Annotated in this window: 22 protein-coding genes; 10 read left to right on the forward strand and 12 right to left on the reverse strand. The window is 58.2% G+C overall.

The features are described from left to right. Nucleotides 1–5 precede the first annotated feature (5 nt). On the reverse strand, nucleotides 6–680 hold the full coding sequence (locus BFV97_RS15070; protein ID WP_069301218.1) for a pseudouridine synthase: 675 nt from the start codon (nucleotides 678–680) through the stop codon (nucleotides 6–8). Nucleotides 681–785: 105 nt separating this feature from the next. Between BFV97_RS15070 and BFV97_RS15075 the strand changes: the two genes are divergently transcribed. Then, a complete protein-coding gene (locus BFV97_RS15075; protein WP_069301219.1) occupies nucleotides 786–1,196 on the forward strand; it encodes a nuclear transport factor 2 family protein in 411 nt (136 codons plus the stop codon). Between the two features lie 111 nt (nucleotides 1,197–1,307). Further along, complete coding sequence (locus tag BFV97_RS15080; protein WP_069301220.1) at nucleotides 1,308–2,783, forward strand: M10 family metallopeptidase C-terminal domain-containing protein; 1,476 nt, start codon at nucleotides 1,308–1,310, stop codon at nucleotides 2,781–2,783. 47 nt (nucleotides 2,784–2,830) lie between these two features. Here BFV97_RS15080 and BFV97_RS15085 read toward each other — a convergent pair whose 3' ends face one another. Genes BFV97_RS15085 through BFV97_RS15115 form a run of 7 tightly spaced genes read right to left on the reverse strand, consistent with a single transcriptional unit; the run spans nucleotide 2,831 to nucleotide 10,672 of the window. Continuing rightward, on the reverse strand, nucleotides 2,831–5,278 hold the full coding sequence (locus BFV97_RS15085; RefSeq protein WP_069301221.1) for a GcvT family protein: 2,448 nt from the start codon (nucleotides 5,276–5,278) through the stop codon (nucleotides 2,831–2,833). Further along, the gene (locus tag BFV97_RS15090; protein WP_069301222.1) at nucleotides 5,275–5,733 is read right to left on the reverse strand and encodes a pyridoxamine 5'-phosphate oxidase family protein; all 459 of its coding nucleotides are present in this window, start codon (nucleotides 5,731–5,733) and stop codon (nucleotides 5,275–5,277) included. The genes BFV97_RS15085 and BFV97_RS15090 overlap by 4 nt, the downstream gene beginning before the upstream one ends. Next, nucleotides 5,730–6,602, reverse strand: a complete 873-nt coding sequence (locus BFV97_RS15095; RefSeq protein ID WP_069301223.1) for a homocysteine S-methyltransferase family protein — start codon at nucleotides 6,600–6,602, stop codon at nucleotides 5,730–5,732. The genes BFV97_RS15090 and BFV97_RS15095 overlap by 4 nt, the downstream gene beginning before the upstream one ends. 16 nt (nucleotides 6,603–6,618) lie before the next feature. After that, nucleotides 6,619–9,060: a GcvT family protein gene (locus BFV97_RS15100; protein ID WP_069301224.1), complete on the reverse strand. Its 2,442-nt coding sequence runs from the start codon at nucleotides 9,058–9,060 to the stop codon at nucleotides 6,619–6,621. 10 nt (nucleotides 9,061–9,070) lie between these two features. After that, entirely contained in the window at nucleotides 9,071–9,694 is a 624-nt protein-coding gene (locus BFV97_RS15105) for a LysE family translocator (RefSeq protein ID WP_083225675.1), read from the reverse strand. Continuing rightward, nucleotides 9,694–10,077 carry a GFA family protein gene (locus BFV97_RS15110; RefSeq protein WP_069301226.1) on the reverse strand — a complete coding sequence of 128 codons (384 nt, stop codon included), beginning with the start codon at nucleotides 10,075–10,077 and terminating at the stop codon, nucleotides 9,694–9,696. The genes BFV97_RS15105 and BFV97_RS15110 overlap by 1 nt, the downstream gene beginning before the upstream one ends. Before the next feature lie 22 nt (nucleotides 10,078–10,099). Next, entirely contained in the window at nucleotides 10,100–10,672 is a 573-nt protein-coding gene (locus BFV97_RS15115) for a helix-turn-helix domain-containing protein (RefSeq protein WP_069301227.1), read from the reverse strand. A 160-nt stretch (nucleotides 10,673–10,832) separates the two neighbouring features. Here BFV97_RS15115 and BFV97_RS15120 point away from each other — a divergent pair, with 160 nt between their 5' ends. Beyond that, entirely contained in the window at nucleotides 10,833–11,528 is a 696-nt protein-coding gene (locus BFV97_RS15120) for a Crp/Fnr family transcriptional regulator (RefSeq protein WP_083225676.1), read from the forward strand. A gap of 107 nt (nucleotides 11,529–11,635) precedes the next feature. After that, nucleotides 11,636–13,339 carry a Y-family DNA polymerase gene (locus BFV97_RS15125; RefSeq protein ID WP_069301229.1) on the forward strand — a complete coding sequence of 568 codons (1,704 nt, stop codon included), beginning with the start codon at nucleotides 11,636–11,638 and terminating at the stop codon, nucleotides 13,337–13,339. Nucleotides 13,340–13,353: 14 nt separating this feature from the next. Here BFV97_RS15125 and BFV97_RS15130 read toward each other — a convergent pair whose 3' ends face one another. The 3 genes from BFV97_RS15130 to recQ form a co-directional block, all read right to left on the reverse strand. Beyond that, entirely contained in the window at nucleotides 13,354–14,586 is a 1,233-nt protein-coding gene (locus BFV97_RS15130) for an MFS transporter (protein WP_069301230.1), read from the reverse strand. Nucleotides 14,587–14,832: 246 nt separating this feature from the next. Further along, on the reverse strand, nucleotides 14,833–15,597 hold the full coding sequence (gene yaaA / locus BFV97_RS15135; protein WP_069301231.1) for a peroxide stress protein YaaA: 765 nt from the start codon (nucleotides 15,595–15,597) through the stop codon (nucleotides 14,833–14,835). A gap of 130 nt (nucleotides 15,598–15,727) precedes the next feature. After that, nucleotides 15,728–17,794 carry a DNA helicase RecQ gene (gene recQ / locus BFV97_RS15140; RefSeq protein WP_069301232.1) on the reverse strand — a complete coding sequence of 689 codons (2,067 nt, stop codon included), beginning with the start codon at nucleotides 17,792–17,794 and terminating at the stop codon, nucleotides 15,728–15,730. Nucleotides 17,795–17,918: 124 nt separating this feature from the next. Here recQ and BFV97_RS15145 point away from each other — a divergent pair, with 124 nt between their 5' ends. The 4 genes from BFV97_RS15145 to BFV97_RS15160 all read left to right on the forward strand — a co-directional run bounded on the left by BFV97_RS15145 (nucleotide 17,919) and on the right by BFV97_RS15160 (nucleotide 21,729). Then, the gene (locus BFV97_RS15145; RefSeq protein ID WP_069301233.1) at nucleotides 17,919–18,794 is read left to right on the forward strand and encodes a lysophospholipid acyltransferase family protein; all 876 of its coding nucleotides are present in this window, start codon (nucleotides 17,919–17,921) and stop codon (nucleotides 18,792–18,794) included. Nucleotides 18,795–18,858: 64 nt separating this feature from the next. Further along, the gene (locus tag BFV97_RS15150; protein ID WP_157888343.1) at nucleotides 18,859–20,082 is read left to right on the forward strand and encodes a 3-deoxy-D-manno-octulosonic acid transferase; all 1,224 of its coding nucleotides are present in this window, start codon (nucleotides 18,859–18,861) and stop codon (nucleotides 20,080–20,082) included. Continuing rightward, entirely contained in the window at nucleotides 20,079–20,702 is a 624-nt protein-coding gene (locus tag BFV97_RS15155; RefSeq protein WP_108721699.1) for a glycosyltransferase family 29 protein, read from the forward strand. Before BFV97_RS15150 ends, BFV97_RS15155 begins: the two co-directional genes overlap by 4 nt. Nucleotides 20,703–20,739: 37 nt before the next feature. Beyond that, nucleotides 20,740–21,729 (forward strand): KpsF/GutQ family sugar-phosphate isomerase, encoded by a 990-nt coding sequence (locus tag BFV97_RS15160; RefSeq protein WP_069301235.1) that lies wholly within the window; start codon nucleotides 20,740–20,742, stop codon nucleotides 21,727–21,729. 20 nt (nucleotides 21,730–21,749) lie between these two features. On the opposite strand, the gene BFV97_RS15165 is transcribed toward BFV97_RS15160, so the two are convergent. Further along, on the reverse strand, nucleotides 21,750–22,058 hold the full coding sequence (locus BFV97_RS15165) for a YciI family protein (protein WP_069301271.1): 309 nt from the start codon (nucleotides 22,056–22,058) through the stop codon (nucleotides 21,750–21,752). A 223-nt stretch (nucleotides 22,059–22,281) separates the two neighbouring features. Here BFV97_RS15165 and BFV97_RS15170 point away from each other — a divergent pair, with 223 nt between their 5' ends. Together BFV97_RS15170 and BFV97_RS15175 are read left to right on the forward strand one after the other, a co-directional pair. Continuing rightward, entirely contained in the window at nucleotides 22,282–23,235 is a 954-nt protein-coding gene (locus BFV97_RS15170; RefSeq protein ID WP_069301236.1) for a DMT family transporter, read from the forward strand. Between the two features lie 41 nt (nucleotides 23,236–23,276). Beyond that, nucleotides 23,277–23,675: a rhodanese-like domain-containing protein gene (locus BFV97_RS15175; RefSeq protein ID WP_069301272.1), complete on the forward strand. Its 399-nt coding sequence runs from the start codon at nucleotides 23,277–23,279 to the stop codon at nucleotides 23,673–23,675. Nucleotides 23,676–23,684 lie beyond the last annotated feature (9 nt).

Here is a 23,684-nt window from a genome sequence, read left to right on the forward strand (position 1 = left end):
TCAAGTCAGGGGTACGTGAATTCCCGTGCAAAGGTGCAAGGGGCCGTCGCGGTATAGGGCGTTCCGCTGCTGGGAAGGTCACAGGTCAGTAGAGAGGCGTGAAGATGCAGGCGCGGGCTGCTTTCGGCCAGATCGGGCACTGCGTAGAACCTGTCGCCCACAATCGCATGCCCCATATGGGCCATATGCAGACGCAACTGGTGGCTGCGCCCTGTGAGGGGCGTCAGCTCTACCAGCGTTGTTCTGTCCAGCCGCCGCAACACCCGCCAGTCCGTGCGCGAAGGTTTCCCCGCAGGATCAATCTTTTGCAGCGGGCGGTTCGGCCAATCCTTCATAAGCGGCGCGTCAATCGTGCCAAACTCTGCCTTCGGGTGGCCCGCGATCTCCGCGATATAGGTTTTCGCTGCCTGTCGCGTTTCAAAATGACGGTTCAACGCCCGCTGCGCCGCCGCTGTACGCGCAAACACCATCACGCCAGAGGTATCCATATCAAGTCGATGCACCAGCCGCACTTCGGGATCATCAGCCTGCAAGCGGTTAAGCAGACTGTCCTTATGTTCCGGCAGGCGTCCGGGCACAGACAGCAGGCCCGCAGGTTTGTCCACAAACAGCAGATCATCGTCGCGGTAGAGCACCGTTACAGGGTCGGTGGGCGGAAGATAGAGGAACGGCGGTTTCATTGCTCCGCCATATACCCAACGCCGCCAAAGGGAAAGTTGCGCAAGGTCAGCCTTGCCCGAAATCGCACCGCCCCCCTAAGCTGCCCGCAACCAAGGAGGACACCCATGCACCCGACAATCGAGAAGTTCAAGGAAATCGCCAGCAAGGGCGATGAGGCCGGAATGTTAACCATCCTGGCCGATCAGGTGGAATTTCGTCCGCCCACCTACTTCGCCACATGGACCGGAAAGGAACCTGTGGCCGCCGTGCTTGGCCATGTGGGGCAGGTGTTTGAGGATTTCAAATACCGCCGCGTCATGGGGGACGGCAAGGACTGGGCGCTGGAGTTCCAGTGCAAGATCGGGGATCTCGACGCGGTCGGTGTGGATCTGCTGACGCTGGATGATGAGGGAAAGATCATCAATTTCGAGGTGGTCATGCGGCCCTATAAATCCATCGGGGCGCTGAAAGACGCGATGATGGCGCGCGTGCAAACCGACGCCCGCTTTCTAGAGTTCCGCAACGCGCTGAGCTGAATTCAATTTAACCACTCCGCGAACAGGTGACAGACGGGCAAAAGCTGTCTTATAAAGTTGCCAACGGCGGTGCAGCGCCTGCACCGTCTTTGATAAAACACAGGTATTGTTATGGAAATTTCAGACGAAGTCCTTTCCCTTCTTGGCACAGACATCAACCGGCGCTGGAACATCGAGGCGCCGCTGGGAACACCGGTGGTTGTGACCTACAGCTTTCCGGAAAATCAAAACGCCTATGACACTGACGAGAGGCCCGGTTTTACAGGCTTCACGGAAAGCCACATCGCCCATATCGAGCAGGCGCTGACCACTTGGGGCGATGCTTCGGGGATTGATTTCGTCCGCGTGCCCGAAAAGATCGGCGGCGATATACAGATGGCGATGTTTGATATGACAGGGAAGCTGAACTCTGTCGGCAATCAGGTGTCCGGCTGGGGGTATTATCCGCAATACAAGTACGCAGAGTTCGTGGACGGCGAATGGCTTTTGGAGAACACCCATCACAATATGGGCGGCGATATCTTCATGAACGCCAATTTCTATCAGGCAGATGCCAATTCTATAGCGCCGGGCATTCGCGGCTATTCTATCATGATCCATGAAATCGGCCATGCCATCGGGTTGAAACACCCGTTTGAGCGCGTTCCCGTAATTGATGACGCCTACGACAGCGGATATTACACGGTGATGTCCTACAACCGCCCCCATTCCACCACGGCGCTTGGAATTTTCGACATCGAAGCCACGCAACTGGTCTATGGCACCGCTGATCTGGAGGCCCGCTGGGTCGGCAAATACAAAGCGGTGGAACAGTCCGGCACCAGCAGTGGCGAGTGGCTGTTGGGGCGCGATATCAACGACATCGTAATCGCAAAAGGCGGGGATGATGTGATCCGGACCAAAGAAGGCAACGACCGCATCTATGACGGATTTGGCAATGACACTGTAGAGGCAGGGGCTGGGAAGGACATCGTCTTTGCAGGTGCTGGCAAAGACAGTTTTGACGGCGGTGACGGTTTTGACACCCTGTCCTATGAAACCGCCCGCGGCGTGATGGTGAACCTGACAACAGGGGATACAGGGCGCGGTGCGAAAGGCGACAGCATCACAGGGTTTGAAAAGCTGGAAGGCTCTGCCAAGGGCAAGGACAAACTGACCGGCACGGACGGGAAGAACACGCTTAAAGGGAACGGCGGTAATGATAAACTGTTCGGCCTTGGCGGGCGCGACAAACTTGACGGGGGCAATGGCGCGGACCGTTTGTTCGGCGGCTCCGGCCACGACAAGCTGATTGGCGGGGCCGGCAAGGACCGGCTGTCTGGGGACGGGGGCAAAGACAAACTGGAAGGCGGCAAAGGCGCGGATGTTTTTGTCTTTGCGGCGGATTTTGGCAAGGATGTTATACTGGACTTTGAAGACGGCAAAGACAGCATCGACCTGTCCGGCTTTGGCTTTGACTCCGTGGCAGAGGCGTTGGCCCGCGCCAGTCAGCAGGGCGATGACGTGGTGATCAAATTCCCCGCCCGCACTGTGCTGACGGTGAAAGACACCACTCTGGATGCACTGGGGGATGACCTGATCGTCTGAAACTATGCGCCAGGCATCCCGTTTGCGGGATGCCTGCTGTGATCCGGTTACGCCTTGGCCCGCTCGCCCTTTGGATCGTACCAAGGGCGGGTTTGCGCCTCGGCTGGGAAACGCACACCGGCGACTTCGATTTCGAAACTGGATGCCAAAAGCTGTTCCAGCGTCTCGCCTTTGCAGGGCACATAGCCCATCCCGATCGCCGCGCCGAGCATATGCCCGTAGTTGCCGGACGACAGATAACCGACGATTTCGCCGTCCCGCACGATTGGCTCGTTATGATAGAGCAGGGGTTCGGGGTCTTTCAGGCGGAACTGCACCATGCGCGCATTTAATCCTGACTCTTTCTTGGCCAGAACCGCTTCACGGCCGATGAAATCGGGTTTGGAGGTTTTCACCGCAAAGCCCAATCCTGCCTCAAGCACGTGATCCTCGCAGGTGATGTCATGGCCAAAGTGTCGAAAGCCTTTTTCCAGACGGCAACTGTCCATCATATGCATCCCGCACAGCTTTAGCCCCATGCCCTGCCCCGCCGCATGCAGCGTTTCAAAGGCATGGCCTGCCATATCCGCAGACACATAGATCTCCCAGCCGAGCTCCCCCACGTAGGTGACACGGTGCACCCGCGCCAGCCCCATGCCCAGTTCGATGTACTGAGCTGTGCCGAAGGGGTTCACAGCGTTGGAGAAATCGTTGGGAGAGACTTTTTCCAGCAGCGCACGGCTGTTCGGTCCCATCACCGCCAGCACGCCCTCGCCTGCGGTCACATCTGTGATCACCACGCGGAAATCCCCGACATGGCGTTGCATCCACGTCTGGTCCGCCAGTCGCGTCGCCGCCGGTGTCACCACCAGATAGGCGGTTTCGGACAGGCGGGTGACAGTGACATCCGCTTCGATCCCTGCACGGCTGTTTAGGAACTGGGTGTAGACGATCTTACCCGCAGGCACCGAATAATCCCCTCCCCCGACATAGTTCAGGAAAGCCTCTGCATCCGGTCCTTCGACACGGATTTTCCCGAAGGAAGACATATCATACATGCCCACGTTTTCGCGGATGGCGCGGTGTTCGGCGGCGGAATTTTCAAACCAGTTCTGCCGCTTCCATGAATATTCATACTCCGCCTTCTGCCCTTCATTCGCAAACCAGTTGGCCCGTTCCCAACCGGCGATTTCCCCCATAACTGCACCGTTCTCCAGCAGGTGATGGTGGAAAGGTGTGCGCCGCACCCCCCGCGCCGTGGCCTTCTGGCGATAGGGGAAATGATCTGCATAAAGCAGCCCCAGCGTTTCCTTGGAGCGTTCAAACAGGTAATGTTTGTTGCCCTGAAACGGCTGCATCCGGCTGATGTCCACATCCCCCAGATCAAAGGGTTTCTGCCCTTCATCCATCCATTGCGCCAGCGCCATGCCCGCGCCACCCGCCGACTGGATACCGATGGAATTAAACCCTGCCGCGACCCAGACATTGTCCATCTCCGGTGCCAGCCCCAGATGATAGGCATCATCAGGGGTAAAGCTTTCGGGGCCGTTAAAGAATGTGTGAATTCCCGCTTCGGCCAGCAGCGGCAGGCGTTCGCAGGCGGCCTCTAGAATCGGCTCGAAATGGTCGAAATCCTCTGGCAGCTGGTCAAACTCGAAATTCTCGGGAATGCCGTTCATCCCCCAAGGCTTGGAATTCGGCTCAAACGCGCCAAGCAGATATTTCCCTGCGTCCTCCTTGTAATAGGCGCATTCATCTGGCACCCGCAGCACCGGCATCTGGGTCAAACCGGGGATGGCTTCGGTTACGATGTAGAAATGCTCGCAAGCGTGCAGCGGTACGTTCACCCCTGCCATACGGCCCAGTTCATGCCCCCACATGCCACCGCAGTTCACCACCATATCCGCCTTGATATGGCCGTGACTGCCGTCCTCTGCAACCCAGTCCACACCGGTGATCTTGCGGCCCTGTTTGGTCATTCCTGTGACTTTGGTACGTTCGATCACGCGGGCACCGCGATTGCGCGCACCTTTGGCCAGTGCCAGTGCGATATTGGCCGGATCGCCCTGCCCGTCCAGCGGCAGCCAGACCCCCGCCTTTACGTCGTCAATGTTGAGATGTTCGTATTTGGCTTTCACCTCGGCGGGCGATATTTCTTCAACCTCTACCCCGAAGGCCCGTGCCATGCTGGCCTGACGGAAGATCTCCTCGCGCCGTTCATCCGTAAGGGCAACGGTGATCGACCCACAGCGTTTGAAGCCGGTGGCCACGCCTGTTTCCGCTTCCAGATTGCCGTAGAGTTCCTGCGAATATTTCGCCAGTTTTGTCATATTGGCGGTCGCGCGAAGCTGGGCAATCAATCCTGCTGCATGCCATGTGGTGCCGCTGGTCAACTGCTTGCGCTCCAGCAAGACAACGTCCTTCCAGCCCAGTTTGGTCAGATGATAGGCGACCGAACAGCCGATCACACCGCCGCCGATAATGACCACGCGGGCCTGATCCGGTAGATTGCTCATGGGTAAAACTCCGCGAATTTGGCCTTATAGGTGGCGATCATGTCTTCTTCGGTTGCACCATCGTCATAGGGCGGCGTGCTGAGCGGCTTGGCTTCGGAAACGGGAATCTTCACGATCACATTGATCCGTGCGGCCAGATCACCCCAAATGGTTTCCCAGTGGCCGATCAGCCTGTCGAACTCTTCCGTCCCGCGGCGCACCATCTGTGCATCGCCCCGGACCCGCACGCCCTTGCGGGTGAACTGGTCCACAAAGTTCACTTCCAGTTCCGGCATATTTGTCAGGTTGGTGATGGTCTGGGGCGAGCGGATTTCACCAAAGGCAATGTTCTGATCATCCAGCACCACAAAGGTTCCCTTGGGCGAAACATTGGGCCGCCCGCCTGCTGTCACGGTGGCTACAAAGCCGAGCCGCCACATCTCGATGGTTTCAATGGCTGATTTTGGCAGTTTCATCCTGCAAACCTCCGGCTGAGTTCGGCAATGTGATCCGGTCCTACCTCGCAGCAGCCACCGAAAATCGTTGCACCAAGCGCGATCCAGTCCGCCGCGAAATCCGCATATTCCTGCGGGCCAAGATCGGTGCGGGCTTGCAATCCGTCCACAGTTCCCCCCGGCTGCAGGGCTTTGATAGAGGTAAAGCCGTTGGCGTAAGCCCCGAACCGCAGGCCCCGTTGCGCCACCAAAGGCAGGGCTGCGCTGATCGCTTCGGGGATGGAGCAGTTCAACAGAACCGCCGCCGCCCCCAGATCCGCCACCGCGTCGAGCGCCTGTTCCAACGGCTCGCCCGAACGCAGGGTGTTGCCGGCATCATCAGACACCGACAGGCCCAGCCAGACCGGAAGGCCGGTTTCCACCGCAGCCGTGCAGGCCGCCGTGGCTTCGGCAATGGACGACATGGTTTCGCATTGCATCAGGTCCACATGATCCTTCTGCACCGCCACGATTTCACGATAGCGGCGCAGGTTGTCCTCAAAATCAGGCGACAGATCGGGACGATAGGACGCCCGCAGGGGTGGCAGGCAACCGCCGATCTTGACCAAAGGATCAACCCCGTCCCGCGCTGCTTTGGCCAGCGCAATGGCGCGTTTCTGCAAGGGTTCGAACCAGTCCGGCTTGCCATCCCGCGCCAGCCGTTCGGGCGTGGCGGAATAGCTGTTAAGCGTGATCACCTGCGCCCCGGCCCTGATGAAATCCTCGTGCAGTCCTTGCACGATTTCAGGTTCGTCCATCAGCACCTTTGCAGACCACATCGGATGGGCCGGATGGGCAGAACGGCGCAGCAGTTCCTGCCCCATGCCGCCATCCAGAATTGTAACCGTCATCGCAATCTCCCCTCAATCAGGCCCGCAGACGTTCGTTTTGCGGATCCCAAAGCGGCGCATCTTTCTGCACCAGGGCTTTGAACCGCTCGCCGTAGATTTCCACTTCCAGTTCGGTGCCCGGTTCGGCCAGATCCGCCCGCACCATGCCCAGCGCTACCGAGGCATTTACACGGTAGCCCCAATCCCCGGAGGTGGTTTCCCCCACAACCTGCCCGTCATGCCAGAGCGTTGACATATAAGGCGCATCTGCCTCTCCGGCCTCCACAATCAGGGTAACAAAAGCCTTCTTGCGCCCCTGCTGCTTTTCACTCTGGATTGCAGCCTTGCCGGTGAAATCGAACGGCTTGTCCAGCTTCACAAAGCGTTCCAGCCCGCCTTCCAGCAGGGTGTAATCGGTGGACAGATCGCCTTTCCACGCACGATAGCCCTTTTCGATCCGCAAGGAGTTCAGGGCATACATGCCAAAGGGTTTGGCCCCCGCGTCGAGCACTGCCTGATAGATCGGTGGCATATCGGCATTTTCGGCGTGGATTTCCCAGCCCAACTCCCCCGCAAAAGACACACGGATCAGGAACGCTTTTTGCCCTGCGACGGTGGCCCATTGATGGGTCAGCCAGCCCTGTTCCAGATCCGCATCGGTGATGCCCGACAGAATCTCGCGGGATTTCGGGCCTGTCACGATCAGCGTATCCCGCTCGGTGGTGGTTTCGCGAACCGTCACGCCTTCGGGGATTGAACTGCGGATCAGCTCTCCGTCATGCCACTGGGCGGTGGCAGCGGTGATCAGGATGAAGTTGTTTTCCTCCAGCCGAATGCAGGACATTTCTGTCAGGATACGCCCGCGGCTGTCCGATACGTAGATCAGGTTCATCCGGCCCGCCTTGGGGATGCCGCCGGCACAAAAGCCGCGTAACCAGTCATCGGCCCCTTCGCCCTGCACCCAGAACCGCGAGAAGCCGGGCAAATCGAGCACACCGCAGTGATCGCGCACCGCTTCGCATTCCTCTTTCACCCGCTGGGTCCACGGCCCCTGACGGTTCCATGTGTGGGTGGCTTCCTCGGATGTGTCATCCCCGTCTTTGGCAAACCAGTTGGCCCGCTCCCACCCGTTATAAGCCCCCATCACACCGCCGAGTTCGACAACCTTGTCGTGGTTCGGGGACAGTTTCTTGTCCCGACCGGCAGGCCATTCGTGGTGGGGGAAGTGCATTGCGTATTCGTGGCCGTAAACCTCCATCCCTTTCTGGATGCAGTAATCCTCATCCGTGTAATCGGTATAGCGGCGCGGATCGACAGCCCACATATCCCACTCGGTTTCACCTTCGGTGATCCACTCCGCCAGTACCTTGCCAGCACCCCCCGCCTGCGCGATGCCGAAGGTAAAGACACAAGCCTCAAACGCGTTTTTCACGCCGGGCATCGGCCCGATCAGCGGCAAACCGTCCGGTGCATAGGGAATCGGGCCGTTGATAACTTTGTTGATCCCGCTCTGCCCCAGCAGCGGCACACGGGCCATCGCGTCCTCCATATACCATTCCAGACGTTCCAGATCATCGGGATAAAGCTGAAAGCTGAAATCTTCGGGCATCGGATCTTCGGGCGTCACCCAATGGGCCTTGCAGTTGCGTTCATACGGGCCAAGGTTGAGTCCGGTTTTTTCCTGCCGCAAATAATAGGAAGTATCCACGTCGCGCAGCAAAGGCAGCTTGCCGTGCTCCTTGGTAAAGGCTTCGATTTCGGGGATTTCCTCGGTCAGCATATACTGATGGCTCATAACCATCATAGGCACCGTGCGTCCGCCGTAGGGTTTGAACCACTCGCCCACGCGTTGCGCGTAATAGCCGGCGGCATTCACCACAAATTCGCAGCGGATTTCGCCCTTTTCGGTTTCAACGATCCATTCATCCCCTTCACGGCGCACACCAGTCGCGGGGGTAAACCGCAGGATTTGCGCTCCCATATCCCGCGCGCCTTTGGCCAGCGCTTGGGTCAGTTGGGACGGGTCCATATCCCCGTCATAAGGGTCATACAGCGTCCCTTCGAGATCGTGGATTTCAAGAAAAGGATACCGCTCTTGCGCCTCTTTCGGGGTTTCGATGGTGATGTCCATCCCCTGATAGCGCCCCATGCCTGCAGCCCGCTCGAACTCCTGCATGCGCTCTTTGGAGTGGGCCAGCCGGATCGAACCTGTGACATTGTAGTTCATCGGGTAATCCACCTCTTCGCCCAAACGCCGGTACAGTTCGGTGGAATAGCGCTGCATGTTCATGATCGACCAACTGGTGGAAAACGTCGGAATATTCCCTGCCGCATGCCATGTAGACCCAGCGGTCAGTTCGTTCTTTTCCAGCAGGACACAATCGGTCCAGCCCGCCTTGGCCAGATGGTAAAGCGCAGAGGCCCCGACAGCCCCGCCGCCGATGATGACTACCCGTGCAGTCGTTGGAAAATCAGCCATGTTGAACTCCTTAGTCGATCACCAGTCTGGCAGCGAGACCGCCAAACAGGATTGCTGTTATCTTGTTGAGGATTGCGACCCGCTTGCGCAGGACCGCCGAAAATGCCCCTGCCGCCGCCCCAAGGCAGAGACAGAAAAGTAAGCCGAAGAACTGGAACACCGCCCCGAGCACGAGGATCTGCATCCAGATCGGGCCGATTGTCGGGTCGGTGAATTGCGGGATGAAGGCAAAGATGAACAAGGCGGTTTTCGGGTTCAACACGTTGGTCACAAAGCCGCGCCGGATTGCGGCTGTAACGCTCTGCGCGGCGCGACCTCGCCCCACGTCCCCGTCCGCCCGCCATGCCTGTACCGCCAGCACCAGCAGATAGGCCGCCCCCGCATAGCGGATCGCGCTATAGGCGGCGGGATGGGCCAGCAGCAGGGCAGACAACCCCGCTGCTGCCATTAGAATATGCACAGCGATCCCGATGTTGACCCCGACCGCCGCCGCCATACCGATGCGCGGACCACCGGACATCCCCGAGGCAGACACAAAGACGAAATCCGCTCCGGGGGTGAGGTTCAACAACAGCCCTGCCCCGATGAAGGCCAGCATCACCGCAGGGTCAAATCCGGTCAGCACCTCCCACATCAGCCCTGATCCTTTCGGGGCAGACCGTCGGCAATCTCGTAATAGTCGCCTTTATCCGAAACATAGATATGTTTCTCCGTGCGCAGGCCGGTCTGCCCGTCAAGGGTGCCGGTGCCGATGGATGTTGCCCCTTCGCCGTCCATTTCCCAGAACAGTGACGATCCACAGACCGAACAAAATCCGCGCCGCGCTGTGGGCGAGGATTGATACCATTGCAGACTGTCGTCTCTGGTCAGGGTCAGCTTGTCGCTCGGCACCTGTGTTGCGCTCCAGTAATGGCCGCTGGTTTTGCGGCATTGGGTGCAGTGGCAGGCAACCGATGGGCGCATATCCCCGCTGACTTCAAAGGTGACAGCACCACACAGGCATGATCCGGTTTTCATCTGTTCCTCCCCTGAACGCGCATTAATACACCGGCGGCGCAATGGCCCAGACTGCTACCGCGTCCTGATCCCACGGATTGGCCCAGCGGTAGGGCTCTCCGCGGATGCGAAAACTGTCACCGGGTTGCAAATCGAACTGATGCGCCCCGACCCAAAGCCGCAGCCGGCCGGAAATCAGATAACCGACCTCTTGGGTGGGGCGGCTTTCAAAATGGTCCATCTGCGCGCCAGCCTCGAATGTGGAATGGAACATCTCGAAATCATCCGTCAGGTCGGGGGACAGTAGCTCTTCGACCAAACCGTTATTGGTCGTCCCGATCCGGCGCCGCGCGCCCTTGCGCACAACGTAACCTTCTTCCCCCGGAATGGCGGGCGCCTGCCCGAAAAACAGCGAAACGGACACATCCAGCGCCTGCGCAAGAATTTTAAGTTCTTCGATGGAAGGATGGGAAATATCCCGCTCTACCTGACTGAGCCAGCCGACGGACTTCCCCGAAGCCTCTGCCAGCGCGGTCAGGGTCACGTTGCGCAATTTGCGCAAGGCCCGCAGATCGGCCCCGAGCGATGCAGAAAGCTGTGCTGACGTATCCGGCATGATTCCCCCCGCGTGAAATAATACATGAAAATTTCACCACATTTTTCATCCCCGCAAGTCTAATTGCGACATTTCCTGAATTTTAAGACGTTTTTGACCAATTGGGTGCTATTCCCGAATCCAAAGCCACGCCATAGTGACGGGAATACTGGGGAGAACCATGCAGCGAAACGAGCTGACATTTCCAAGCACGTCTTTCTTGGGCCGCTTAAGCGATGAATCATGGAACGAGCTGTCGTCCCTGTGGACGGTCAAAATGTACCGTGCCCGCCACTTTCTGATTTCCGCCGACGACAAGGACAGTATGGATGTCTATTTCGTCATCGACGGTTCTATCCGCGCCACCGTTTACACCGATGCCGGACGGGAGGTCTCGTTGCTGACATTCTCGAACGGGGACTGCATCGGAGAGTTTTCCGCATTGGACGAGGCCCCCCGTTCCAGCGATGCCATCGCAGAGCGGGACAGCATCATTGCACGGATCTCGCCTGAAAAATTCAGGACATTGGTGCGCAAGAACCCCGACCTTAGTTATACACTGCTGATGCTGCTGGTCGGGCATTTGCGGCGCCTGTCTAAACGGGTGATCGACTTCAACGCGAAATCCGCAGACGAACGACTGCGGGATGCGATCCTTGATCTGGTGGAAAAACGGGTCGGCAGCGGGGATTCCGTTCTGATCGACCGCCCCCCGACCCAATCGGAACTGGCCGCCGTGGTGTTTTCCTCCCGCGAGAGCGTCGCCCGTGAAATGGGCCGGATGCGCAAAGCCGGTGTTCTGTTGCGGGTCAAACGCAGCCTGCATATCCCGAGCGTGGCAAAACTGCGCGACTATGTAGAAGACGCCGCGCCCTGACACACCGTTCCCCGACAGGCTGCTTCCCGTTTTTGTAAAGGAATCATCTCGACTCTTCTTTGTGAAATTTGATAGGAACAAATCAGGAACATAACTCTGTTAGCCCCATGCCGATCCGTCGTATCCTGTCCATCTGGTTTCCCCATCTTGCCGCCGAAAGGGTGCTGCGCAGCCATCGCGGGGCTTTGCTGCACCCGTTTGCGATTGTGACCCAACAGGGCAATGCCCTGTCGCTTTCCAGTCTCTCGCCAGAGGCGGCTGCCGAAGGGCTGCAGCTGGGGCAAGCTCTCTCGGATGCGCGGGCCTTCTGCCCCGAGTTGCAGACCGCGCCGGAAAACCCGCTACAAGAGGCTGCTTTTCTGGCCGGTTTGCGCCGCTGGGCGGGGAAATACACCCCTTGGGTGGCGAGTGAGCCGCCCGCGTCCCTGTTGCTGGACATCACCGGCTGCGCCCATCTGTTTGGCGGCGAAAGCGGCATGGCCGAAAGCATCACGCAGGATCTGGCCCGCCTGCGGCTGACAGGACGGTTCGGGATTGCCGATACGCCAGGGGCGGCCTGGGCGCTGGCCCGCTATGCCGGAGAATCCGCCGCTGCCCATCGTTCCGGTGATGCCATTGATCAGGAAGCCCGCGCCACCCGTTCCCGCGCCTTCAAGCGGCGCAACTGGGAACGGGGCGGTGCTGCGCCAGCCCATATTCCCGTCAATCCTGACGCCCCCAACATCGCGCAGCCGGGGGAAACCCGCGCGGCGATCTCGCGGTTGCCAGTGGCGGCCCTGCGCCTGTCACAGGAGGATTGCACCAACCTCAACCGTCTGGGGGTGCGCATCATCGCGGATCTGATCGGCCTGCCCCGCGCCGCCCTTGTGCGCCGTTTTGGCCGTGATGTGGTGATGCGGCTGGATCAGGCGCTCGGGGTGGATCCCGAACCGGTCTCTCCGGCGAAACGGACCCATCATTTTGCCACCCGCCTGTCCCTGCCGGACCCGATCGGCCTGCAAGACGACATCACCGCCGGAGTGGACCGCCTGCTGCCGCCCCTGTGTGAGCGGCTGCGCAAGGCCGGACGGGGCGCACGCCAGTTGCGGCTGTGGTGTTTTCGCACGGATCACACGGTCCAGATCATCGAAATCGGACTGGCCCGACCGAACCACGATTCCGACCGCATCCGCCCGCTTCTGCTGCTGCGCCTGCCCGATATAGAGGCCGGTTTTGGCATCGACACCCTGCGACTCGAAGCTTTCGTCACTGAACCTTTGTCCAATATCCAGCACAAAGGTCATGCAGATGCGGTGGCCGCCGCCCGCGAACGCCGCGACAATACCGACACGATGAGCGATCTGCTGGGGCGGCTTGGCGCGCGGATCGGGTTGGACAGCCTGACCCGCCTGCATCCCGCCGACAGCCACATTCCCGAAAAGACCGCCACCCGCATGGCCGCAGCCTATTGCGCACCGGCTAAAGACTGGCCCGAAACCTATTTGCACCGCCCCGTGACGCTTTTCCCGCCGGAAATCGTCACCCCTGTGGAGGAACAAGCCGCGCCACCTGCTGTTGCGACTGTTCCGCCAGCCTCCGGTCCGATGCCACCGCCGCCCTGCTTTCGCTGGCGCCGGCGCGAATTTCACATCCGCAGCGTCAGCGGCCCCGAACGGATCTCCCCCGAATGGTGGCTGGACGATCCCAACTGGCGCAGCGGCACACGGGATTACTGGCAGGTGGAAACCCGCACGGGCGAACGGCTCTGGTTGTTTGAAACAAAGACGCGCACCCGTTCAGGGGACTGGTTCTGTCAGGGGGATTTCGGCTAGGCCGCCCCCTTTTGTCAAAGCCGCAAACGCAACAATCCGTAGACCGCCAGCGTAATGGCAATGCAGCTCGCCAAAGCGTAGGGCATCCGCAGAGCCATCTCTCGCCCGAATTCAGGCTCTGCCGCAGAAACCACCCATCCGGCCAACAACGCGCCCACCGGCATCATGCCCCAGCCGAAAAAACGGTAAATACTGTTCACGCGCCCCAGCAAACCGTCGGGAATCAAACGCTGGCGATAGGACACCGTCACCACATTCCACAACAGCGCGGCAAACATTTCGATGAACAACGCAAGGGCAACCACCCAGGGATTAGAGGTCACATAGATCAGAATGAACATGAGCGGAAACAGGCAAAGCACCACTTGCAAGCTGCGCTCTGCCCCCAAACGCGCCGCGATGGAAGGGCAGACAATGCCGCCCACAACACCGCCCGCAGCCCCGGCTGTCAGCAAAAAACCGTGTCCGACACCGCTCAGCCCAAGGATTTCCTGCGAGAACAACACCAGCACAGTCAGGGCCAACACCGCCAGCATATTGGACACGCCCAACATCAGGGCAAGCCGCATGAGTTTGGGATGCTGCACCAGCCATCTAAAACCTTCCAAAGCCTCGACGCCCATGCTGCGTTTGACAGGTTTCACCCGCGACGGCACCACAATCAGCCAGACAACCCATGCCGCCACTGCAAATGTCACCGCATCCAGCGCAAATGGCGCTGGCACCGCATAGGCAATCAGCAGCCCCGCCAGCGGCGGGCCGATAAAGCTGCCCATGATCTGCTCGACGCTCCAGATCTGGCCGTTTGCCCGCTCCAGATCACCGGGGGCCACCACGGACGGCAAGGCCGTCTGCGCCGCATTGTCCCGCACCACCTCGGCCGAGCCAAGCAGGAAGGCCAGACCGCAGAGCGCCATAATATAAAGGTTCACCTTATCGTCTGGCGGCAGGTCCGGCAAAAATGCGATCAGGGCAATCACCCCGGAGGTCAGCAAAAGCCGCAGCAGATCAGCCATAACCATCAGCCGTTGCCGGTCCCCCCGATCGGTCATGACACCGGCGGGCAGGGAAAACAGCAGCCAAGGCAATCGGGTCGCAAAAGCGACGTAACCGATCAAAACCGGATCCCGCGTGATCAGGGTGGCTAACCAGGGAAAGGCCAGTGCGGAAACCCCGTCCCCAAGATTAGAAATTGCAGAGGCCGAAAAAAGCAGCCGGTAATTTCGATTAGAATATAATAAAGACATTAATTATTTTGTCTTGCCTTTCCGTTTCAAAGTCAACTACCCCAAGTAGAAGACACCACAGAACCCTGCGGCTGTTGCGAAAAGGTTAAAAAGGTGTTGCACACACCGACAGGCGGTCAGGCGCTACGCGTCCTGAGCATAACTCCCGCTAAGGTTGAATGATATTGGCTATCCCCCTTAAGGCTCGGAAACATAACCTTTATCCCAGCCATAAGCAGACGGCCAAAGCCTGTCTGCCAGACCCGATCAGGCGGCGCTACGGGTAAAGGTAAGTGCGTTTTCAGTGGAAAGCGACGGTTGGAATTTATACCCGTCGAGATCGAAATCCTTCAAACCATCCACCGTTTTAACACGATTTTTAATGATATATCGGGCCATCGCCCCGCGCGCACGTTTGGCGAAGAAACCGATCATTTTCAGTTCACCATTGCGGTCTTCTTTGAAAGACGGCGTGATCACCGGCGAAGTCATCTTCTTTTCCTTGGCCGCCTTGAAATATTCGTTGCTGGCCAGATTAACCACAGGCGCACCATTGGAAGCCGCGTCCAGCGCCGTGCAAAGCCTCTCACCCCAATAGGCGTAAAGCGTTGTCCCCGCGTCATTATTCAAACGGCTGCCCATCTCGAGGCGATAGGGCTGGATCAAATCCATAGGACGCAGAAGGCCGTAAAGACCGCTCAGAATGCGCAGATGGTCCTGCGCATAGAGACAATCGGACGGATCAAATCCTGTGGCTTCGAGCCCCGTATAGGTGTCTCCGGCAAAGGCAAACATCGCCTGCTTTGCGTTTTCCACTGAGGATTGCGCCGCAAACCCGTCGAACCGCGCCTTGTTCAATTTGGCCAGATCCTCGCTGATGTGCATCAAACTGCGCAAATCGCTGACGCTCAGCCGTTGCGCGATCGCCGCCAGCCGGTTGGCGTCTTCCTGAAACTCCGGATAGGTTTCCGGCATCGGCTCTGCAGGCCGGTCAAAGTTGAGCTTTTTTGCGGGCGAGAGCACGGCCAACATATCGGGTCTCCAAAATTTGATGGGCCGCTATTACAGGAAATGCGTCCGGAAGACCAACCCTGAATGGTCAAAAACCGGCGATGTGCCTCGATCCTGCGAGGCTTGGGCAGTTTATTCCGGTTGTGCCTAATTAAGCGGCTTTGTCGGCATGAATTTCGTCCAGAAAAGCCGCGCCAAACCGTTCGGCCTTGGCCGCGCCGACACCGGATATTCTTTCAAGTGCAGCCAGATCGCCGGGACGGGCCTGCGCAATTTTAGACAGTGTCGAATTGCTACAATTGAGGTATGTATCCATCCCGCTTTCACCCCGCGCCAATCGCAATTGCGCCGCTTGCAAACGGTCGAACAGATCACCAGCGTCCCGTCCCGCCAGTTTGCGACGTGCGGGATGGACCTGCTCTGCCGCGCCGTTCATCACCTCTAGGAATGCCGCGCCGTACCGTTCCAGTTTAACCGCACCGACCCCCGCAATTTTTGAAAAATCGTCCAGTGTGGCAGGGCGGGCCTCTACCATATTGATCAGGGTGGCATCCGGAAAAACCACATAGGCCGGTGCCTGAATAGCCTCTGCCAAAGCACGGCGCTTCGCTTTGAGCGCCGAGAGTAGCGGTTCATCCTCTTCCGAAACCATTGCCCGCACCTTGCCGGTTTTGCGGTTCTGGCGCTGGATCGTATCGCGGCGCAGCTCGATGTTTTCCTCGCCCTTAAGGATTGGACGCGCCCGCTGTGTCATGCGAAAGGCGCCGTGACGCTCCATATCGGGGCGGATCAGATCATACCCCATCATCTGCCGGAAAATCGCCTGCCATTGCCCTTTGTCATACTCTGTCCCGACGCCAAAGGTTGGCAGGGCGTCATGACCGCGCTGGCGGATTTTATCGGTGGTGACACCGCGCAAAATGTCAATCAGATGCCCTGCCCCAAAGGATTCCCCCGTGCGCAGCACCGCCGACAACGCCTTGCGCACCGCGTCTGTTCCGTCAAAAATCTCTGGCGGATTGGCGCAAAGGTCGCAATTTCCGCAGCCGTCGATCTCATCTCCGAAATAGCGCAAAAGCACGCGGCGACGACAGCGCCGTGCCTCGGCCAGACCAAGCAGCGCATTCAAACGGCCATGATCCGCTTCCTTTCGGTCCGGCGGGGCGAGCCCTTCATCAATCTGGGCGCGGCGCAACCGGACGTCATCCGCACCGTAAAGCGTCAAAGTATCCGCCGGCGCCCCGTCCCGACCGGCGCGGCCGATCTCCTGATAATAGGATTCCATAGACTTGGGCAAATCTGCATGGGCCACCCAGCGAATGTCCGGTTTGTCGATGCCCATGCCAAAGGCCACCGTGGCGACGACGATCAACCCGTCCTCCCGCTGGAAACGGGTTTCGGCCAGCCGCCGGTCCTCACGCTCCATCCCCGCGTGATAGTGCAGCGCCGAATGGCCTTCTGCCCGCAGTGCTGTCGCGAGAGTTTCACACTTGTTCCGCGACGAACAGTACACGATGCCCGACTGACCCTTCCGCGCGCTGATGAAGTCCAGCAGCTGACGGCGCGGGCTGTTTTTGGGCTGAAACGCCAGGTTGATGTTCGGCCGATCAAACCCGCGCAAAAAGGTCGATGGCGTCTCACCGTCAAACAGCCGGTTCACAATTTCATCGCGCGATTGCGCGTCAGCGGTGGCCGTAAATGCCGCCAGCGGCACGTCCAGTTCGTTTCGCAATGCGCCGATCCGCAAGTAATCCGGACGGAAATCATGGCCCCACTGACTCACACAATGGGCCTCATCCACAGCGATCAGTCGCGTGTTAATTTTGCGCAGCAGCATCACCGTGCCCGGATTGGCCAGCCGTTCCGGCGCGATATAAAGCAATTTTATTGCGCCATCTTCCAGCGCCTGAAACACCTCCTCCGTTTCTTCCTCACTATTGCCCGAGGTCAGTGACCCGGCACCTACACCCACCGCATTGAGCGCACGTACCTGATCCCGCATCAACGCGATCAAAGGCGAGATCACGACCGTTACCCCGTCCAGACAAAGCGCGGGCAATTGGAAACACAGGGATTTCCCGCCCCCTGTCGGCATGATCGCCAACACGTTTTCACCGGCAAGAACCGCGTCCACCACTTCTTTCTGGCCATCGCGGAAATCGGTGAAACCGAAAATTTCCGCCAGTAAATCTTGGGCTTTCGCCTGTCGGTCTAACATGTTTGTTTTTCGTCTGCTCGTTCGACTATAGTTTTGACAGGTTGATAAACGCTTAACAACCCGCAACCAACCGGGGGAATGCCCATTCCCAAGGGCCGTTTCATCCATTAGAAGGCGCGGTATCATGGCGTCAGAAAAACCGAAATCCCTGTTCTACTTCCTGCAATATTTGCCGGTTGCCGCATTATTGGCCATCTCCAAACTCTTGCCATTTGACGCCCGCGGTGCCCTTGCAGGGTCCGTTGTCAGCTTTGCAGTGCGCTGGTTGCCACCTTTCCGCAGGCGGGTGGAAGAGGGATTATGCCGCGTGTACCCGGACATGCCACGATCCGAACGGAACCGCATCGCAAGCGCGGTCGGATGGAATATGGGGCGCACCCTGACCGAAATCCTGCACAATTCGGAATTTGCGACAAAAACCGGCCGCTTTATCGCAAGCGGCCCCGGACTGGCCGCGCTGCATCAGGCCCGCGCAGAGGGCAAGGGCGCCTTGATCGTTTCGGGACATTTCGGCCAGTGGGAGGCAATCCGGCATTACCTCAAGTCTGAAGGACTCGAGACTGGAGCTGTTTACCGGCCCAATTCCAACCCTTGGTATGAGCCGCACTTCCTTGGCGGTATCCGCGAAGGCGGCGCACCGATTGTTCCGCGCAGCAATGCCGGCACGCTTCAAATGGTCCGTCACATCCGCAAGGGCGGTTTCTTTGCAATTCTTGCAGACCAATACGTGCAATGGGCTGAAAAAATCCCGTTTTTAGGGCATAAGACCTCTACAACGACCTCTCCAGCCGAACTGGCGTTAAAATATGATCTGCCGCTGGTGCCCGCATTTGGATTGCGGGATGGGGACGGCCGCACGATCCATATAACTTTTGAAGAACCGATTGCCCACACCGACGCCGTTACGATGATGACAGAGTTCAACGAACGCATTGCTGCGCGGATACATGCCAACCCCGGCCAGTGGTACTGGTTGCATCGTCGTTGGAAAAACCTGTAACACCGTCACTACCGCCCGTCGTATTCGGCCAGAACTGTCTTGAAAGAAACCGGTGCCTTACGCTGTGATCAAACTTCTTACATATGTGGCCATTCTACCCTTGCTGGTTTGGGTAGCTCTTCAAGTTCTGCTCCGCCAAAGCAGTGTGGAAACTGCGAAGAACCGTCTTGGTTTTGCTACTGTAAAGGCGTCCGGCAAACCCGTGATCTGGCTCCATGCGGCGTCGCTGGGGGAGTTAACGTCGATCAAGCCGTTCCTGCTTTACCTCGCGCGGGATTTTCCGGATCACGCTCTGCTGATAACCACGAACAATCCAGCAGCCTTAAAAGCCGCGCGGGCTTGGGCAGATCTTCCCACGGTTTTGCAGTCGGCTCCGCTGGATCTTCCTTTCGCGATCAACCGCTTTCTAGCTTATTGGTCGCCTGTGGGGTTTGTTAATATCGAAAGCGAGATTTGGCCGAACCGTTTCGCATCTCTGGCTAAAAAGAATATTCCCTCCATTATGTTGAACGCACGTCTTTCAGACCGTTCAGCAGAAAGACTGTCCAAGTTTGGCGCACAACCACTGGGGTTGAGGCATTTCAATCAGATTTATGCGCAGGATGCCGGCACAGCCGATAATTTTGCAAAGCTGGGCGTCCCTCAGGAACGCATCCGGACCATTCCGAATTTCAAATCTCTGGTTACACTTCCTCCTCCTGATCCGCGTATGAAAACGCGGTATGATCGTGACAATACTGTGCTGGCGGCCTCTACCCATGAGGGAGAGGAACCTGTGATTCTCGACGCCTTCAAAACACTCTGCGCGCAAAATCCTAATTTACGCTTAATACTGGTTCCAAGACATCCAAACCGCGTCCCGGTTGTTATGAAAGCGGCCAGGGACCGGGCGTTGATGGTTGGAATTTACGGCGAGAATATCGAGCCGGAACAAGTCACTGTGGTGGATTCACTTGGGAGCCTGCAGCGGATTTATCCCCTTGCAAAAATAACGTTCGTTGGCGGTTCTCTGGTGCAGGGCATCGGGGGGCACACACCCTACGAGCCTCTGCGAGCTGGCAGCGCCATTCTGAGCGGGCCATATCATTCAAATTTTAAGCAAGAATATGAAACCCTCTCCGAGAAAGAGTCCTGTATAGTCGCTGATAAAGACGGTTTGGCAGAGGCGCTTGCCGCTGCATTGGCACGGGGAGACGACATGGCAACGACAGCACAGCAGGTTTATCCCTCTGCCGCTGATCCGACGGTGCTTTTTAATGACATCGCGCAGAAGGTCGGGCTTTTATGATCTCTCAGATTGCATTTGCGTTAAAACGTATCTTTTCGGGCGAGAAATTTCTGGCGCAATATTCATGTAGTATTAACGATTTGCAGGCAGAGTTAGCCGGGAAGACCGTGGCGATTGTCGGCAATGCCCGTAGCCTGAGCAATCAATCCAACGGAGAAAACATCGATCGCTGCGATCTGGTCATTCGCATGCATGCAGCCCCACTGCCCCAAGCGGACAGTCACGGGTCGCGCACCAACTGGCTGGCTTTGGGAATGCCAGTGGCGCAGGACGTTATTGAGGCACGCAATCCGGACCGTTTGTTGTGGATGGCAAAGAAACGCAAACGTCTTCGGGCGCGGTTTGCAAAACGGAAAGGATTTTATCTTCACCCCAAGGAGGAATGGGATCGCATGGCCGCCACGTTACAGGCGCCTCCTACGACCGGTATCATGCTGATTGATCTTGTCGCGCATTCAGAAGCTGCTGAAATTCATCTCTTCGGATTTGATTTCTTTACCAGTCTGTCCCTGTCCGGTCGCCGTACCGCCGCGCAGGTTCCCCATGACTTTGCGGCTGAAAAACTGTTCACCGGGACTCTGATCGCGCAGGATCAGAGGGTTGTGCACCACACTGATTAGCACTAACCACAGTTCCAAACACAGCTTGGGTGGACCAATGGACAAAGCGGTATCAATCAAAGACGCGATTAAAACCAATCTGGTGGGGCTGCGGGCTCTGGAAGACCAGCTCGGCTCTTCCGAATTATCGGCGGCGTTGGATACCGCGCTGGAACTGCTGTTTGCGATGAAGGGCCGTCTGATTGTTGCCGGTGTCGGTAAAAGCGGTTTGATCGGGCGAAAGCTGGCTGCCACGTTTTCTTCGACCGGCACGCCTGCCTATTTTGTTCATCCGGTCGAGGCCAGCCACGGCGATTTGGGGATGATCCAGTCGGATGATGTGGTGATGTTGCTCAGCTGGTCTGGCGAAACACGGGAACTGTCGGATCTGCTGGCGTACACGCGCCGCTTCGGTGTTCCGGTGATCGCCATAACCGGCAGCGCAAACAGCACGCTGGCCCGTTCTGCCGATGCAGCACTGGTCCTGCCCAAAGCACCGGAGGCATGTCCGCATAACCTCGCTCCGACCACTTCGACCCTGTTGCAACTGGCCATCGGGGATGCTTTGGCCGTCACCGTGCTCAAGATGAAGGGTTTTTCAGAGGAAAGCTTCCGTGACTTCCATCCAGGCGGCAAACTGGGCGCGGCACTGACGCCGGTGCAGGACATTATGTTTAAGGAAGCGGACCTTCCCACAGTGCGGGAAGACGCACCGATTATTGAGGTTCTTGGCGAAATCTCTCGCAAGACACTGGGCATCGTCGGCGTTCTTGATGCAAATGGTGTGTTGAAAGGGGTGATCACCGACGGAGATATTCGTCGGTATCTGGAAGCAAATTCCTCCGGCTCTATGAAAGAAGCGATGTGGGAAAAGCTTGCGGCGGCCCTTATGACACCCGGATCAGTCCATTTGGAGCCGCAACGTTCCTGTGCGCGCGCCTTGCACGTTCTCCAAAGCAACAAAATTTCCGCAGCCTTCGTGATTGAAAACGGCAAGCCTGTCGGGGTCGTCACCCTGATCCAGCTGCTTTCACTTGGCGTTGCCTAACGGCGCGACCACGCCCCTGATCACATATCAATGCATCCCGCGACTTCGACACTGCCGCTTTTGAGAATAGGGCAGCCTTTGGCCAGTTCCACCGCAGCATCAATCGAGTCTGCTGAAACGATTGCATAGCCCGAAGCGGGATTCGATCCTCCGTCGTCGGCAACGCCATTCGCACTGACAGTCTTGCTTTTGCCGACCGGCGCACCGCCGTCCACCACAGCGTCGCCCATATCGGCGTACCATTTCTGCCAGGCCTCCATTTCGCGCGCGCCTTCTTCGGGGGTGTCGGGCATTTTGCCGCCGTGAAATACAAAAAGAAAATTGGGCATGTTATCCTCCAGTTGGGGTTTAATGAAATTGACCTGCGCGAAATCTGAAACTTGCGTTCCGCGGACCGGCCTTCTGAAACGCCGTGCAAAATCCGCGGGCGGCTGGCCCTGACACAACCTGCGTTTTCCAGTCTATCACATCTCCCCGCTTGAAAGAAAAATATTTACCGGTAGGGTCGGCCGGATACAGCCCCAAGCCCTTTTCTACTCACAGGTTAATGCGATGAAACTCTCGGAAAACATGCAAGGCGCGGCGCTGATGACGGCGTCTATGGCGGGGTTTGCGCTCAACGATGCGGCGCTGAAATTCGGAGGAAGCGAGATCGGGCTGTTTCAGGCAATTTTCCTGCGCGGAATTTTTGCCATTCTTCTGATCGGCAGTTTCGCCTATATGCGCGGGGCGCTGGCGGCCCTGCCAGCACGGCGGGATCTGCGCTGGATCACCATACGCTCTCTGGCTGAAATCGGCGCGACGCTCAGCTTTCTGACGGCCCTGTTCCATATGCCACTGGCCAATGTCACGGCAATCTTGCAGATTCTGCCGCTGACGATCACACTGGCCGCTGCGGTCTTCCTGAAAGAGCCGATAGGCGGTAAGCGGGTTCTTGCAATCCTTGCTGGTTTTCTCGGGGTGCTGATCATCATCCGGCCGGGCACGTCGGACTTTAACGCCTACGCGCTGCTCGGACTTTTGGCGGTCGGTTTTGTGACCCTGCGCGACCTGTCGGCCCGACAACTTGGCATCGGGGTTTCCAGCCTTTTCGTGGCCTTCGTGGCGGCCTGCGTCATCACGGTGACGGGGGCCGTGGGCGTGCTGGTCACGCAAAGCTGGACGCCCACAGAACCGGCAGAGCTCGGGGTGCTCGCACTGGCGGCCTGTTTTCTGTTTGTAGGATATTATTGCTCGGTTGCGACCATGCGGGTGGGCGAAGTCGCGGTGGTGACGCCGTTTCGGTATTCGATCCTGCTCTGGGCAATTGCGCTTGGCTGGTTGCTGTTCGGAGACATTCCGGACGGTTGGTCGATCCTTGGTATGGCGATTATTTTCGGGTCCGGAGTTTTTGCCATGTGGCGGGAGCGCAAGGTCAGGCGCACGGCCCACCGGCACGCGCAGCAGCGCGAAACAGCGGTGAAAGCGGGGCTTGCCAGCGACACGCCACCCGTTAACCTGCGGTAAACAAATAGGGCTGGATCGCCCGACAGATGAAAGAGTTTAAGATGCCTCAAACCATCACAAAACACGTCAAGGATATGGTCGCAGAGGCGAATACCCAAGTGACCACGATTCCCACGCGCAAAGCCTTTGATCTGGTGAACAGCCCCGATCATGTGCTGGTGGACCTGCGGGACTACCGAGAGCTAAAGCGGGGCGGCAAGATTCCGGGCGCATTTTCTTGCCCGCGCGGGATGCTGGAATTCTGGATTGATCCGGACAGCCCGTATCATAAGGACGTGTTCAATCAGGACAAAACCTACGTGTTTTATTGCGCCAGCGCATGGCGCTCTGCGCTAAGCGCGCGGGTCGCACAGGAAATGGGATTAAAGCCTGTTGCCCACATCGAAGGCGGTTTCGGCGCATGGGTCAAGGCCGGCGGTCCCGTTGAGACGGTGGAATAGCGCCGGCCC

This window comes from Neptunicoccus sediminis (assembly GCF_001719615.1).
GTDB lineage: Bacteria > Pseudomonadota > Alphaproteobacteria > Rhodobacterales > Rhodobacteraceae > Amylibacter > Amylibacter sediminis.

What these genes read in the sequence shown, in the direction of transcription:
- BFV97_RS15070 (WP_069301218.1), bottom strand. Translation starts at nt 680, where the DNA reads ATGAAACCGCCGTTCCTCTATCTTCCGCCCACCGACCCTGTAACGGTG.
- BFV97_RS15075 (WP_069301219.1), top strand. Translation starts at nt 786, where the DNA reads ATGCACCCGACAATCGAGAAGTTCAAGGAAATCGCCAGCAAGGGCGAT.
- BFV97_RS15080 (WP_069301220.1), top strand. Translation starts at nt 1,308, where the DNA reads ATGGAAATTTCAGACGAAGTCCTTTCCCTTCTTGGCACAGACATCAAC.
- BFV97_RS15085 (WP_069301221.1), bottom strand. Translation starts at nt 5,278, where the DNA reads ATGAGCAATCTACCGGATCAGGCCCGCGTGGTCATTATCGGCGGCGGT.
- BFV97_RS15090 (WP_069301222.1), bottom strand. Translation starts at nt 5,733, where the DNA reads ATGAAACTGCCAAAATCAGCCATTGAAACCATCGAGATGTGGCGGCTC.
- BFV97_RS15095 (WP_069301223.1), bottom strand. Translation starts at nt 6,602, where the DNA reads ATGACGGTTACAATTCTGGATGGCGGCATGGGGCAGGAACTGCTGCGC.
- BFV97_RS15100 (WP_069301224.1), bottom strand. Translation starts at nt 9,060, where the DNA reads ATGGCTGATTTTCCAACGACTGCACGGGTAGTCATCATCGGCGGCGGG.
- BFV97_RS15105 (WP_083225675.1), bottom strand. Translation starts at nt 9,694, where the DNA reads ATGTGGGAGGTGCTGACCGGATTTGACCCTGCGGTGATGCTGGCCTTC.
- BFV97_RS15110 (WP_069301226.1), bottom strand. Translation starts at nt 10,077, where the DNA reads ATGAAAACCGGATCATGCCTGTGTGGTGCTGTCACCTTTGAAGTCAGC.
- BFV97_RS15115 (WP_069301227.1), bottom strand. Translation starts at nt 10,672, where the DNA reads ATGCCGGATACGTCAGCACAGCTTTCTGCATCGCTCGGGGCCGATCTG.
- BFV97_RS15120 (WP_083225676.1), top strand. Translation starts at nt 10,833, where the DNA reads ATGCAGCGAAACGAGCTGACATTTCCAAGCACGTCTTTCTTGGGCCGC.
- BFV97_RS15125 (WP_069301229.1), top strand. Translation starts at nt 11,636, where the DNA reads ATGCCGATCCGTCGTATCCTGTCCATCTGGTTTCCCCATCTTGCCGCC.
- BFV97_RS15130 (WP_069301230.1), bottom strand. Translation starts at nt 14,586, where the DNA reads ATGTCTTTATTATATTCTAATCGAAATTACCGGCTGCTTTTTTCGGCC.
- yaaA (WP_069301231.1), bottom strand. Translation starts at nt 15,597, where the DNA reads ATGTTGGCCGTGCTCTCGCCCGCAAAAAAGCTCAACTTTGACCGGCCT.
- recQ (WP_069301232.1), bottom strand. Translation starts at nt 17,794, where the DNA reads ATGTTAGACCGACAGGCGAAAGCCCAAGATTTACTGGCGGAAATTTTC.
- BFV97_RS15145 (WP_069301233.1), top strand. Translation starts at nt 17,919, where the DNA reads ATGGCGTCAGAAAAACCGAAATCCCTGTTCTACTTCCTGCAATATTTG.
- BFV97_RS15155 (WP_108721699.1), top strand. Translation starts at nt 20,079, where the DNA reads ATGATCTCTCAGATTGCATTTGCGTTAAAACGTATCTTTTCGGGCGAG.
- BFV97_RS15160 (WP_069301235.1), top strand. Translation starts at nt 20,740, where the DNA reads ATGGACAAAGCGGTATCAATCAAAGACGCGATTAAAACCAATCTGGTG.
- BFV97_RS15165 (WP_069301271.1), bottom strand. Translation starts at nt 22,058, where the DNA reads ATGCCCAATTTTCTTTTTGTATTTCACGGCGGCAAAATGCCCGACACC.
- BFV97_RS15170 (WP_069301236.1), top strand. Translation starts at nt 22,282, where the DNA reads ATGAAACTCTCGGAAAACATGCAAGGCGCGGCGCTGATGACGGCGTCT.
- BFV97_RS15175 (WP_069301272.1), top strand. Translation starts at nt 23,277, where the DNA reads ATGCCTCAAACCATCACAAAACACGTCAAGGATATGGTCGCAGAGGCG.